The sequence below is a fragment of the Albimonas donghaensis genome (assembly GCF_900106695.1).
In the GTDB taxonomy this organism is placed as follows: Bacteria; Pseudomonadota; Alphaproteobacteria; order Rhodobacterales; family Rhodobacteraceae; genus Albimonas; species Albimonas donghaensis.
The window spans coordinates 513603-526776 of the sequence record NZ_FNMZ01000001.1; the positions used below are offsets into that span (position 1 = coordinate 513603).

Sequence of the window (13174 nt, forward strand, 5' to 3'; positions counted from 1 at the left end):
CGGGTCAGACAGAGCATCAGATCCAGGAGAGGCCCGATGACGCGATCTTCCGATCGCCGGGCCGCGCGCCGCCCGGCGGCCGCGACCCCGCGCAAAGTCGTCCGTTCCACGGTCGCAGCTTTGGTTTCGGCGCCCGGCGCCGCGTATCGGACGGCCGCCGCCGTCGCCCTCGCCGCGCTGATCGGCGGGGCCCCCGTTCATGCCGAGACCCCCCGCCTGGGCCCCGACGTCTTCGAGCCGGATTTCATCGCGTCCGCGCTGGCGGGAGAGCGGGAGACCCTGGCCCTGGTCGCGTCGCGCCGCGGCGCGGTGGACCTCGACGCGGTCGAGGGGCGGGTCACGCCCCGGTCCGGCATGCGCGAGCTCGAGCATCTGAGCATCCAGGACCGCGCCATGCTCGCCTCGTTGCAGCGGGGCGGCTCCCGCGCCGCCGCCGGGCTGACCGGGGTGGCGGGGCAGGGCCGGCTGGCCTGGGCCGACTTCGACAAGCTGGCCGCCAAGGGCGACGCCCAGTGGGCCTGCCTGACCGAGGCGCTCTATTTCGAGGCCCGCGGCGAGACCCTGGCCGGCCAGGTCGCGGTGGCCGAGGTCATCCTCAATCGCGTCGACCGGGCCGACTATCCCAACACGGTGTGCAAGGTGGTCCGCCAGGGCGCCTCGACCGCGCGCCGCTACGCCTGCCAGTTCTCCTACAAGTGCGACGGCAAGTCGGACGCGATGAACGAGCGCGGCGCCTACAAGCGCGTGGGCAAGGTCGCGCGGGCGATGATGGACGGTCGCGCGCGCACGATCACCGACGGCGCGACCCACTACCATGCCGACCATGTGCGGCCGCGCTGGGCGAAGAAATTCCCCAAGACCGCTTCGATCGGCGATCACATCTTCTACCGGGCGCCCGGCGCCTATGCGAGCCGCTGAGCCCGCTGTTCGGGGCGTCGTCGCGCCGAGCCTTTCCTGAACGCCGCGCGCCGGGTTCGGCGCGCGGCGTTTTCGCAGGGCGGGGCGGGCGCCGCGACGTCTGACGGCGGTCGAAGGGCGCGGCCCCGGACCTCTCGGCATTCGCCCGCGCCGCCTTCTCCCGCGCCTCCGGCCCCGTCGGCTGCCTGGTCCATCGCCGCGCCTTCATTCCCCAGGGGCGCCGATCCGCGCCGCGTCGCGGAGTCCCGAGATGATTCGCCTCCCAGTCATCAATGCGACCCGGGTCTCGGATGTCCTGAGCCGGCGGGACGGGGCGGATTCCGGCGCGCCGATTCCGCAAAGTCATAAGTTACAAACAGAAACTTCGACTTTTCCGCAAAGGCTGAGCATTCATGGCGCTTCCGGCAACAACCTCAGGTTGACTTTGCAGGCATGTCGGAAAGAATTCATTCATAAGGTGCACATCTCTTTTGGGGGACGACGTGAGTTCCAACCTGCTGATACTCCACACATGGCCTCCCGGTTGCGCCGGTCGCGCGCTGGATCGGGCCGTCTTCGCGGCGAATGTGCCGGAGGCGCGTCGGCTGGTTCTGAACGATCCGATGCACGGTCTTCGCTCCCGCTTTCCCGCCGCGCTCGACCCGTTGTCGGAGGAGCTGCGCGTGGTGACCGGCCGGCTGCCCTTCGGCTATCTGGACGGGCAGCGCGACCGTATTCTGCATGTCTGCGTGATCTCCGATCCTGAGCTGGCCTTCCTGCGCTTCGCCGCCTGTCTGTCTTCCGTCTCGGACGCGCATGTGATCAACGCCACCGGGCGGGCTGGGGTGGATCTGCCTCTGACCGATCCCGAATTGCTGGTGGCCCGCCTGCTGGAGCTTCAGCCGGTGCGTGCGCGGCGCATCGGCGTCGCCACCCGGCTATGCGCCGGGTTGCCGTGCCTTTCGGACAGGCCCGTGGACCAGGCGCAGCTCGCCGCCGCGCTGGCCAATCTGGGGCGGGTCAACGCGCTTTGCGGGCGCGAAGAGCATCTCGACGCATTCGCCCGCTACCTTGCGGACGTGATGGGGTGGCCCGCCCCCGAAAGGGGGCTGGCCGAGAAGCTGACCGCGCCGATCCTCGCGCCGTCCGAGCTGTCGCCGAAGCTGCGCGACCGGCTGCGCCAGGCGCTGGATATGGATATCCGGCTCCATGCGGCGGTGTCGGGAGAGCTCGGCGCCTGCGTGGCCTGATCCTGCGCGGCCTCGGTTAACAAGCCGTCAACCCTCTTCGCGCCATGCTTCGTCCAGGGGCCGCCGTCAGCGGTCTCGCGCAGCAGGGAGGCCGCGATGAACAAGGGCGTTTGTCTGATCGGACCGGGAGGCGGCAGCGGCCTGCAGGCCTATGCCAGGCAGGTGGCGGAGGAGCTGGAGGCGCGCGGCGCCAGTGCGTGGACGCTCTCCGCGCGCGGGCCGTTCCTTGTGACCGCGCCGCTGGTCTTCCTCACCTGCGCGTTTCGGCTGGTGTTGCTGGCCGCGAATGGCCGTGTCGACTGCGTGCATCTCGTGGTGGCCGAAATCGGAAGCGTCTGGCGCAAGGGACTGCTGGCCGCCTTGGGCCGCGCGCTGGGGCTGAGGGTGGTGATTCACCTGCACGGGCCGGACCTCGCCGCCGCGGCGCGGGACGCCGGCTGGGCGACCCGCGCGGCGATGCGCATGGGCGCGCGGCTGGCGGATGTGAACCTGGCCCTGAGCCGCGACCTCGCGCGGTTCCTGACCGAGGATCTCGGCGCGCCGGCGGAGCGGGTGGCGATCCTGCGCAACGCCTTGCCCGACGCGCCGCCCGTCCCGCGGCTGGCGCCGGCGCGGCCGGGGCGCGATCGTCCGCTGCGGGTCCTGTTCGTGGCCCCGATGACCCGCAGCAAGGGCGCGCGGGCCGTGGTCCAGGCGCTGGCCATGTTGCGCGCGCACGGGATCGAGGCGGAGGCGGTGCTCGCCGGTTCCGGACCCGAGCGCGCCCATGCCAGGGGCGAAGCGCGGCGACTGGGCGTCGCCGCGGATTTCCCGGGCCGGATCTCGGCGATGGAGGCCGACGATCTCATGGAATGGGCGGATGTGCTGGCGCATCCCTCCTCGCGCGAGGGGTTGCCGCTGACGCTGCTTCAGGCGCTGCGGGCGGGGCTGCCGGTGGTCGCCGCGCCCGCCGGCGCCATCGGCGAGGCGCTGCCGCAGGGCGACGGCCTGGTGCATATCCCGGCCCGCGACGCTGCCGGGCTCGCAAGGGCGCTGGAACGCTTGGCCAACGATCCGCAATGGATGATGTCTCTGGGGGAGGCCGCCCGGCTGGTCTTCGAGAACCGGTTCCGCATGGACCGCCATGTCGACCGGCTGGAGGCGCATTACGGATGGACCGCGCCGCAGCCGCGAGGTCTGGAGTTGCCGGTCCAGCCCGCCTGAGGCGGCAAGCGGGGTCAGGCCCGCGTGAGGGGGCCGCGTGCGGGGGCGGCGTGAGGGGGTGGCGGGGCACGCCCCGCCTCCGCCCTTCCTTGGGGCGTCAGAGCCAATCCTGCAGGATCGGGATCAGCGGCAGATCCGCCGGCGGCATCGGGTAATCGCGCAGGGCGTTGGGCTTCGCCCAGACCAGCTTCTGCCCCTCGCGCCCTCGCGCCACCCCCTGCCAGCGCCGGCAGACGAATAGCGGCATCATCAGGTGAAACGTCTCGTAGCCATGGGAGGCGAAGGTCAGGGGCGCGAGGCAGCTCTCCCAGGTCTCGACCCCCAGCTCCTCGTGCAGTTCGCGGATCAGGCAGGCCTCAGGCGTCTCGCCGGGTTCCAGCTTGCCGCCCGGAAACTCCCAGAGGCCGGCCATGGATTTGCCGTCGGGCCGCTGGGCCAGGAGGACGCGGCCGTCCGGATCCACAAGCGCGCAGGCCGCGACCAGCACCAGCGGTTTCGAAGTGGGTTCGGCAGGGGGCGTCGCGTCGGTCATGGGGCGCTCGGGGTCCGGGAATTGATGGGCTCGGGGCTTCGCCTCAATGCCCTGTGCGAGTCGGCGGGGCAAGGCGCGCGCGCAGCTGGGGTGTAAGGGGCGCCCGATGGAAGCCGACGGCAAGGGGCGGGGCCGCGAGGTTGGGGGCGCTCGCCCCAGGCCGCGGCGCCTCTCGTGGAACGCGCCTGTGATCGTCATCCGGCAAGTTCGGACCCGCGGGTCCTCGCCCATCGTGTCGAAGAACATCAGCAGGCCATGGCCTTGCCCGGCGTGCCCGCGCGACGCGTCCAAACCGGGCGAGGACATCGAAAAGCGGGGCGGAGAATGCCCGCCCCCCTCAGACCGGCGGCTGGCCCCATGTCTGACCCGATGCGACTTGGCCGAAACCTGGGGGCCGAACCCGTGAGAAGCGCCGCGATCATCGTGATGGCGCTCAAGGCCCCTCGGGTCAGGGAACGTTGGCCGAAACCGGCGGCGCCTATGGTCGAGAGCGAACATGACGCGCCAACCTGCGAGACCTTGCCGACCCGGATCCACAGCGCGAATTCGATCCTGCTCTTGAGCGAAGTGATTAGTCGCAGATGCGACGTCGGGGGGCTGCCCTGACGCGGCCGCGTCGCGCGGCTGGCAGGGGCGGGTGTTCGAAAGCAACGATGAGACGCGGACTCAGCGCCGCCGCATGGCAGCCAAGACCTCCGCCCGTCTCGACGCCTCGTGTCGCCCCCTTTTCTCGGTATCACGCGATCGCCGCGATCCCGAGTGGGGCGCAATGGGGGGCGAGAACTCGCCGACGTTGCGCCTGTTCCCTGCGCCACCAGCGGGGGCGCCGCGCTCATCCCGCCTGCGCCCGCGCCTTGCGACCGGCGCATCTCCGTCTGCTGGGTCGATTTTGGATCGGCATCCGGGAAGCCGGCGGGGCCTGCCCTGGCGGGGTTGTTTCCCCGCGTGGGCCCTCAGGCGGCAGGCAACAACGATAGGCCAGCCTCTCAGCGCGAGCTTCGCCGCGATCTTGCGGGGGCGGCGCCCCAGGCGATCACGGCTCGGGTGCGGCGGGGCCGCCGAGCGCGAGTTGGGCGGAGAGGCCGTCCCGTGCGGCCTCGAGCTGCGAAAGATCGGCGCGCTTCGCCGCCGCTTCCATGGCGTTGAGCAGGCGGCCGATCTCGACGAAGCCCAGCAGCTGCGCGTGACCCGCGGCGGCATGCGCCTGGCGGCCCAGCCCCACCCAGTCGACGGAGCCGGGGCCGATCATCGGCGGCGTCCGCGAACCCGCCGCGTCGCCGCTCAGGGCGGCGATCTCGTTGCGCAGCGCCTCGACATGTTCGCGCAGCCTGTCCGGGGGCAGAACGGTCAAAAGCTCGGCCCGTCGCGCCTCGCTCATCTCGTCGCGCAGGGCGGGCGGGCGCGCAGGGGGGGGGCCGGGGGCGGGATCGTGCAGGGTCATTCGGCGATCTCCCTGAGGTCCGGCGGCGTGGTTCCGGCGCCGGCCGCGCCGGGAGCGGAGCGGCGCGCGGAGGCGGCGGCGTCCTGATCGAGCCACTCGCGCAGGATGACGGCGACCTGGTCGGCCTCCAGCGGTTTCTTGAGGATATGGGCGATGCCCTGGCCGCGGACATCGGCCTTCACCCCGTCGTCGGCATAGGCGGTCAGCGCGACGATCAGGCTGTCGCGCGAGCCGCCGGAGCCGGCGCGCAGGGCCCGGGCCACGTCGGCGCCGGTGCCGTCGGGCAGTTGCAGGTCGAGCAGCACCAGGTCGAAGCGGCGCGCGCCGCCCAGCATCCTCGCCCGGGCCACGTCGGGGGCGTGCTCGACCTCGAAGCCGGAGCGCCGGAGCTGGGCCAGCGTGACCTCGGCCAGCAGCGGATCATCCTCCACCAGCAGGACCGACAGCCCCTCCCCCCCGGCGGCGGGGTCGATGCCGGCGGCGCGGGGGCGGCCGACCGGAGGTTCGGCCAGGCGCAGCGGGGTGGCGAACCAGAACACCGACCCGCCCCCCGGCCGCGGCCGCACGCCGATATCGCCGCCCTGGGCGATCATGATGCGCTTGCAGATGGCGAGGCCCAGACCCAACCCGCGCACGCCGGCGGGTTCGGGCCGCATGCCCTCGGCCAGCCCGCGCCCGGCGGCCCCGCGGAGCTGGCGGAACGGCTCGAAGATCAGCTTGCGCGCGGCGGCGGGCACGCCGATGCCGGTATCCTCGACCTCCACCCGCAGGCGCCGGGTCTCGCCGGGGCCGCCGCGGGGGCCGTCCAGCGCCGCGCGCAGCACGACGGAGCCGGTCCGGGTGAATTTTATGGCGTTGGCCAGCAGGTTCTCGGTCACCTGGCGCAGGCGCACCCGGTCGGCGGAGACATGGGCGCCGACCAGTTCCCCGATCTCCGCGCGGAACTCCAGCCCCGCGTCCTGCGCCCGGGCGCCCGCGGCCAGGGACGCGGCCTCGAACAGCTCATGCAGGTCGAAATCGGCCACGCGCCCGGCGCCGGCGTCGCCGGAAAGGGCGGCGAACTCGAACACGTCCTCGGACATCGAGGCGATGACCTCCGCGGCCTGGCGCGCGTTCTCCACGTAGCGGCCGAGCGGGTCGGCGCTGCGCGAGGCCACGCCGTCGGCGCCCGTGGGCCGGTCCGGATCGTCGGCGCGCTCGCGGCGCGGCGCGCCGGTCAGGTCGGCGGCGAGGTCCAGCGCCCCGACCAGCGCCGAGATCGGCGTGCGCAGCTCGTGCCCGATCACCGCCAGCATCTCCGAGCGCTCCGCCGACAGCGCCTCGGCCCGGTCGCGGGCGGCGACCAGATCGGTGACGTCGGCCACGGTGACCAGATGCCCGCCCTCGGTCCGCCGGCCGCATTCGATCAGCAGGTGGCGGCCGTCGGGCAGGACCTTCAGGCGCCGATCGCTGGGCGGGAGGTAGGGGGCGGTCTCATGCGCGATCCAGGCCTCCTCCCGGCGATAGGCGTCGGGCGCGAGGCCCGAGGCGGCGAGCCGGCTGAAATGGTCATGGGCGGTGTCGCCCACCCGCCAGCTCTCCCCCCGCACGCGGTGGAAATCGGAGAACTCGGCGTTGCACTGGCTGAGCCGGCCGTCGGCGTCGAAGAAGGCGATGGCATGGGCCGCGGCGCCCAGCGTCTCGTCCGCCCGGGCGCGGGCCTGCATCATGCCGCTGGCAAGGCGCAGGCACCAGCGCAGGCCCAGCGCCGAGCCCAGGCCCGTGAACAGCGCGGCGGCCGCGAAGATCAGCCGCTGGCGCAGCTGGGCGTCGCGGAGCCGGCGGAGGGCTAGGGTCATCTCGGGGCGCAGCTTCAGCTCATACGCGTAGAGGTCGCGGCCCATGCTGCGTATCGGCTCGGCCCAGGTGGCGGCGAAGGCGCCCAGCGCCTCCAGCGCGCCGTCGCGGCTGTCGATGGCGTGGATGGGGCCGGCGTGGGACGGGCCTGTGGGGAGACCGGGACCGCCCAGCCGGCGGTCGAGCCGGTCGAGATGGCGGCGCAGGTCAACCAGCGCCTGATGGTGGCGCGCGGGGTCGGCGGATTCGTCGAGGCGGGACAGGAAGCTTGGGATGTTGAGCAGGTCCAGCCGGCTCCAGGTGATCTCATATTGCAGGCGCACGCCGGAGGGCAGGAGCCCGTCGCGAGCCGGAGGGGGGGGCGGCGACGATGCGGCGGGCCCGCTCGCATCGGGCCCGCTCGCATCGGGTCCGGTCGCATCAGGTCCGCTCGCATCCGGCACGGGCCCGCCGGGGCCCTCGCGCAGCTCCTGCAAGGCGATGTCGGCCTTGAGCGCCAGGCGCAGCAGTTCCGTCTCCGCCTGGTGGGCGAACCAGGAAACGGCGTTCTCCGCCACTTGAGAGCGGCTCTGCTCAAGCGCCGTGGTGGCGCGATGAGAGGTCACGGCCTGCCAGGCCATGATCGCGGAGATCGTGACGGCCAACGCCGCGACGCCCATCGGCGCCCGGTCGAGCCGGCGCTTACTGGGCCAGGAAACGGATCTCATCGACCTGCCAGATCCACATGTGAGCTTTGTCGGCGCTGGCGAGATCGGGGCGCTCGGCGGAGGGGAAGACCAGCCAGACCGGGCCCTTGTCGCGGATCGGGATCGGCTTGCCGTTCATCCGGGTCGCGAGAACGCCGCCGTCCTCGATCACCTGAGCGGTGTTGAGCGTGATCTCGTAGGCGTTGAGCGCGCGCAGCACCACCTTCCCCCCGGCGACGCCGAGGCTGTGGGCGAGGGTCTGGAAGGCGACGCCGGCGAAGGTCACCTCGCCCTCCGTCCAGGGGGTCACGGCGCGGACTTCGGCCTGGGGCATGGCGGCGAGCTGGTCGAGCGCGATGCGCTGCGACATCGGGTGCGCCACGCCCTCCGCGGTCACCCCCAGGGAGAGCCCGTCGGCCCGCGCCGGGCCGGTCGCCGGGGCGAGGCCCAGGACGAGGGCGAGCGCCAGGGCGACGCGCAGGTCGCCGACCGCCGGCGGGGCGTCGAGGCGGGGCAGGGAGCGAGCGATGCGCGCAGGCAGGTTTCGAAACATGGTCGGTTCCCCCTTCGGGCGCGGAGCGGGTCATGGTCCAACCCGTCGCCGGAGCTGATTGCGTCGCCCCGCAGCGCGGGGCTTCGGAGGGTTCTGGACCACAAACCTCAAGTCTTCCTTTACCGGGGGGCTATGCGGGGCTGCGCAGGCATTCCGACTTTTTTGGTAGGTTTTTCGCCTCACCCCCTTTTTCAGAGTATAATGATCAACTATCACCGGCCGCACAGGTCGCGCCGCCGGGGCGCGTCCGGCAGAGGGAGACTTCCATGATCCGCCGAGCCGCTTCGCCCTTCCGCGTCTCCGCCCTGGCCATGGCCGCCGCGCTGGGCGCGGGCCTCGCCGGCGTCCCCGCCTTCGCGCCCGCCCACGCCGCCGACGCGCCCGCCAAGGACGCGGTTCTGGCCGCCTATGCCGACATCGCGCGGGCGAGCTACGGGGATTCGCTGACCTCCGCCCGCAGCCTGCGCGACGCGCTGGCCGCCCTGGTGGCCGAGCCCTCCGCCGCGACCATGCAGGCCGCCCGCGACGCCTGGCTGGCCGCACGCGTGCCCTATCAGCAGACCGAGGCCTTCCGCTTCGGCAACGCCATCGTCGACGACTGGGAAGGCAAGGTGAACGCCTGGCCGCTGGACGAGGGGCTGATCGACTACGTGGACGGCGGCGGCGCCACGGACGAGAACCCCTACGCGGCGGTCAACGTCATCGCCAACGCCAGCTTCGAGCTGTCGGGCGAAACCGTCGACGCCTCCGCCATCACGCCCGAGCTGCTGTCCGAGACCCTGCAGGAGGCCGACGGCATCGAGGCGAACGTGGCCACCGGCTACCATGCCATCGAATTCCTGCTCTGGGGCCAGGACCTGAACGGCGTCGAGGCCGGCGCCGGCGACCGGCCCTGGACCGACTACGCCAAGGGCGACGACTGCACGGGCGGGAACTGCGACCGTCGCGGCGAATACCTGCTGGCGGCGGCGGACCTGCTGGTCTCCGACCTCGAATACATCGTCGCCCAGTGGGAGGAGACCGGCGAGGCCCGGACCACGCTGCTCGACGCCCCCGACGCCGGCATCACCGCGATCCTCACCGGCATCGGCAGCCTGTCCTACGGCGAGCAGGCGGGCGAGCGGATGAAGCTGGGCATGATGCTCAACGATCCCGAGGAAGAGCACGACTGCTTCTCCGACAACACCCATAACAGCCACTACTACGACGGCATGGGGATGCGGAACGTCTATACCGGCCGCTATGTGGGCATCGACGGGACCATCACCGAGGGGCCGTCCGTCTCCGAGCTGGTGGCGGCGAGCGACCCGGAAGCGGATGCGGCGATGCGCGAGGCGCTGGACCGGTCCATGCAGGCGCTGGGCGACATCAAGACCGCGGCCGAGGGCGGGTTCAGCTACGACATGATGCTGGCCCGCGGATCGGCCGAGGGCGAGGCGCTGATCGGCGGGGCGGTCGAGGCGCTGGTCGCCCAGACCCGCGCGGTGGAGCGGGCCGTGGCGGCCCTGGAGCTGGAGCCCATCGCCATCGAGGGGTCCGACAGCCTCGACAACCCCAACGCCGTCTTCCAGTGACGGCCTGCGCCGGAGCCGGAGCCGGGGCCGGGATGGGGGCGAGGGCGACGGCATCCGGGCGTCGCCCGGTCCCGCCCCGCCCCGGCGCGGCTCCTGCGCCTCGACGGGGACGGCGCGTCCGGGCGGGGGGCGCCGTCGGCTGATCCGCGCGCCCCGCGTCCAGCCCGGCGTCGGGGAGCGCGCGGGCCCGCGGCTCCGATGCGCGCGATACGCAAAACACGCCTTGCGCGGCGCGGGTTCCTCCCTGGCCGCGAGGGCGCATCGACGCCCGGCCCCGGACGCATCCGCCGGGGCGGGGCGCGGACGGGGGTCCGGCAGGCCCCCGGCCCGCGCCAGCCAGCGCCGCATGTCCCCCTCATGGGCGGCGCAAGCCAGTCAAGCGCGGTTCCGGCCGGCGCCTGACGGCCCCGGCCCCGCATCGGCGCCGAAATCCCCGTGACATCCCGTCCGCTTGGCTTCCCTGCGATGGCATAGCAAAACGCTCGGGAATTAGCCGTGGATCGACCATGCTGCGCTCCGGACATCGCAAATCGTTTCGCCCCGCGGCGCTGATCGCGGGCGCCTGCGGCGTCGCGCTGCTCGCGGTCTGCCCGCCGCCCGGCGCGGTGGCCGGCGCGCCCCCCGCATTGCAGGACCCGAACCTCCCCGCCCTCCCGCGCAGCGCGGAGGAGATCGCCCGTATCCGCGGCGTGCTCGCCCCGCCAACCGATTTCTCCGCGCCCGAGCCGTTCGAGGCCATGCCCGGCGGCGCCGCCACCTCCCGCAAGCGGCCCAACGGCGACGCGTTCTCGCAATCCTCGGCCAACATGCCGTTCGAGCGGGAACTGGACTTCAAGCTGGGCAACGGGCTGTTCCGCAAGCTGTGGGTGTCCTCGCCGTCCTCGACCCGCGCGTCGGACGGGCTGGGGCCGCTCTACAACGCCCGCTCCTGCCAGCGCTGCCACCTGAAGGACGGGCGCGGCCATCCGCCGACGGGGGAGGCGAAGGACCGTTCGGTCTCGACCTTCCTGCGGGTGTCGATCCCCGCCCCGCAGGACAGTCTTCCCGCGGCGCTGGCCGCGGTGGAGGGCTATATCGCCACCGCCCCCGACCCGGTCTATGGCGGCCAGCTCCAGGATTTCGGCACGCCGGGGATGGTGGCGGAATACCGGCTGGGCGTGGACTGGACCGAGGTCCCCGTGGCGCTGTCGGGGGGCGAGACCGCCTCGCTGCGCCGCCCCGAGTGGCGGGCCGAGGCGCTGGGCTACGGGCCGCTGGCCGAGGGGGCCATGCTCTCCCCCCGCGTGGCCCCGCAGATGATCGGGCTGGGACTGCTGGAGGCGATCCCGGCCGCGGACATTCTGGCCGCCGCCGACCCGGAGGACGCGGATGGCGACGGCATCTCCGGCCGCGCCAACATCGTGTGGTCGGAGGAGGCGCGGCGCCCGCTGCTCGGCCGGTTCGGGCTGAAGGCGGGGATGGCCACGGTCTCGGAACAGTCGGCGGCGGCCTTCGCGGGGGATATCGGCATCTCGACGCCGCTGTTCCCGGCGGGCGCGGGGGACTGCACCCCGGCCCAGACCGCCTGCATCGAGGCGCCCGACGGCGGCGACGCCATCCATGGCGGGCTGGAGGCGGATGCCGAGGCGATGCGGCTGGTGACCTTCTACGCCCGCAATCTCGCCGTCCCGGCCCGGCGCGACTGGGACGCGCCGGAGGTGCTGCGCGGCAAGCAGGTGTTCCACGAGACCGGCTGCGCCGCCTGTCACAGGCCGAAATTCGTCACCGCCCGCCTGACCGACCGCCCCGAGCAGAGCTTTCAGCTGATCTGGCCCTATACGGACCTGCTGCTGCACGACATGGGCGAGGGGCTGGCCGATCACCGCCCCGAGGCCCGCGCCACGGGGCGCGAATGGCGCACGCCGCCGCTCTGGGGCGTGGGGCTGACCGCCACCGTCTCGGGGCACACCCATTTCCTGCATGACGGGCGCGCGCGCTCGCTGCTCGAGGCCGTGCTGTGGCATGGGGGCGAGGCCGAGGCGGCCCGCGACCGGGTGGTGGAGATGCCCGGGGACGACCGCGCCGCCCTGATCCGGTTCCTGGAGTCGCTCTGATGCCCCGCATACCCGCCGCCGCCGCCCGCCCGTTTCGCCTGAACCGCCGGGGGGCGCTGGGGGCGTTCGCGGGCGGGGCCGCGGCGCTGGCGCTGGGGCTGGCGCTGGGGCCCCGCTCCGCCGCCGCCAGGCTTCCCGAGGATGTGCTGCGCGAGATCACCGCGCGGGCGCTGGACCGCGAAATCCTGCCCGCCCATGCCGCGCTGAGCGCCGCTGCGCGCCGGTTGGCCGCCGCCGCCGCGACCTGTCCGGTTGAGGATCGCGCCGGGCTGGACGCCGCCTATCACGCGACGTTCGACGCCTGGATGGGCGTGTCCCACCTGCGTTTCGGGCCGGCGGAGGCGGAGGGCCGGGCGCTCGCCATCGCCTTCTGGCCGGACCGCAAGGGGTTCGCGCGGCGGGCGCTGGACGGGCTGATCGCGGATCGGGACCCGGCGGTGGACGACCCGGCCCGCTTCCACGAGGTCTCGGTCGCCGCGCGCGGGCTGATGGCGCTGGACCGGCTGCTGTTCGACGCGCAGGCGCCGGATGCGGGGCGGGGCTATCCCTGCCGGCTGGTCGCGGCGATCGGGCGGGATCTCGCCGCGACCACCGCGGCGCTGGAGGCCGACTGGGCCGAGACCCACGCCCCCGACATGCGCGTCGCCGGGACGGAGGCGGCGCGCCTCTACCTGCATGCCGAGGAACCCGTCCGCGATCTTTTCGCCGCGCTGCTGACCGGCGCGCGCCTGACCATCGACGACCGGTTCGGCGGTCCGTTGGGGGACTTCGACCGCCCCCGCCCGCGCCTGGCCGAGGCCTGGCGGTCGGGGCGCAGCCTGCGCAACGCCCGCCTTTCGGTGGGCGCGCTGCGCCGGCTCGCGGCCTGTTTCGCACCGGCGTTGCCGGAGGCCGACGCGGCCGATCTCGACGCCGCATGGGCCCGCGCGCAGGCGGTCGCCGACCGCGCCCCCGGGCCGCTGGTCGAGACCGTGCGCGACCCCGGAACCCGCTTCGCGGTCGAGGCCGCGCAACAGGCCCTGATCGACGCGCGCGAGCGGACCGAGCGGCTGCTCGCCCCTGCGCTCGACCTCTCGGTGTCGTTCAACGCCCTGGATGGAGACTGACCC

The 13174-nt window shown here is 73.3% G+C and carries 10 protein-coding genes; 6 read left to right on the top strand and 4 right to left on the bottom strand.

The genetic code is table 11. The features are described from left to right. The first annotated feature begins 36 nt into the window (after nucleotides 1-36). The 3 genes from BLV24_RS22970 to BLV24_RS02125 all read left to right on the top strand — a co-directional run bounded on the left by BLV24_RS22970 (nucleotide 37) and on the right by BLV24_RS02125 (nucleotide 3350). Entirely contained in the window at nucleotides 37-918 is an 882-nt protein-coding gene (locus BLV24_RS22970) for a cell wall hydrolase (protein ID WP_342707965.1), read from the top strand. Nucleotides 919-1520: 602 nt separating this feature from the next. Further along, nucleotides 1521-2147, top strand: a complete 627-nt coding sequence (locus BLV24_RS02120) for a hypothetical protein (protein WP_092679480.1) — start codon at nucleotides 1521-1523, stop codon at nucleotides 2145-2147. Between the two features lie 96 nt (nucleotides 2148-2243). Next, nucleotides 2244-3350, top strand: a complete 1107-nt coding sequence (locus tag BLV24_RS02125; protein WP_092679481.1) for a glycosyltransferase family 4 protein — start codon at nucleotides 2244-2246, stop codon at nucleotides 3348-3350. Between the two features lie 97 nt (nucleotides 3351-3447). Here BLV24_RS02125 and BLV24_RS02130 read toward each other — a convergent pair whose 3' ends face one another. The 4 genes from BLV24_RS02130 to BLV24_RS02145 all read right to left on the bottom strand — a co-directional run bounded on the left by BLV24_RS02130 (nucleotide 3448) and on the right by BLV24_RS02145 (nucleotide 8398). After that, the gene (locus tag BLV24_RS02130) at nucleotides 3448-3882 is read right to left on the bottom strand and encodes a (deoxy)nucleoside triphosphate pyrophosphohydrolase (RefSeq protein WP_092679482.1); all 435 of its coding nucleotides are present in this window, start codon (nucleotides 3880-3882) and stop codon (nucleotides 3448-3450) included. 1033 nt (nucleotides 3883-4915) lie between these two features. Next, nucleotides 4916-5323 (bottom strand): hypothetical protein, encoded by a 408-nt coding sequence (locus tag BLV24_RS02135; RefSeq protein ID WP_092679483.1) that lies wholly within the window; start codon nucleotides 5321-5323, stop codon nucleotides 4916-4918. Continuing rightward, the gene (locus tag BLV24_RS02140; RefSeq protein ID WP_092679484.1) at nucleotides 5320-7866 is read right to left on the bottom strand and encodes a hybrid sensor histidine kinase/response regulator; all 2547 of its coding nucleotides are present in this window, start codon (nucleotides 7864-7866) and stop codon (nucleotides 5320-5322) included. Before BLV24_RS02140 ends, BLV24_RS02135 begins: the two co-directional genes overlap by 4 nt. Then, the gene (locus BLV24_RS02145) at nucleotides 7841-8398 is read right to left on the bottom strand and encodes a putative pterin-binding protein (RefSeq protein ID WP_092679485.1); all 558 of its coding nucleotides are present in this window, start codon (nucleotides 8396-8398) and stop codon (nucleotides 7841-7843) included. Before BLV24_RS02145 ends, BLV24_RS02140 begins: the two co-directional genes overlap by 26 nt. Before the next feature lie 311 nt (nucleotides 8399-8709). Here BLV24_RS02145 and BLV24_RS02150 point away from each other — a divergent pair, with 311 nt between their 5' ends. From BLV24_RS02150 to BLV24_RS02160, 3 genes are all read left to right on the top strand, one after another. Beyond that, on the top strand, nucleotides 8710-9972 hold the full coding sequence (locus BLV24_RS02150; protein ID WP_092680226.1) for an imelysin family protein: 1263 nt from the start codon (nucleotides 8710-8712) through the stop codon (nucleotides 9970-9972). A 506-nt stretch (nucleotides 9973-10478) separates the two neighbouring features. Beyond that, nucleotides 10479-12065 (top strand): di-heme oxidoreductase family protein, encoded by a 1587-nt coding sequence (locus BLV24_RS02155; RefSeq protein WP_092679486.1) that lies wholly within the window; start codon nucleotides 10479-10481, stop codon nucleotides 12063-12065. Next, nucleotides 12065-13171: an imelysin family protein gene (locus BLV24_RS02160; RefSeq protein ID WP_092679487.1), complete on the top strand. Its 1107-nt coding sequence runs from the start codon at nucleotides 12065-12067 to the stop codon at nucleotides 13169-13171. The genes BLV24_RS02155 and BLV24_RS02160 overlap by 1 nt, the downstream gene beginning before the upstream one ends. Nucleotides 13172-13174: the final 3 nt, after the last annotated feature.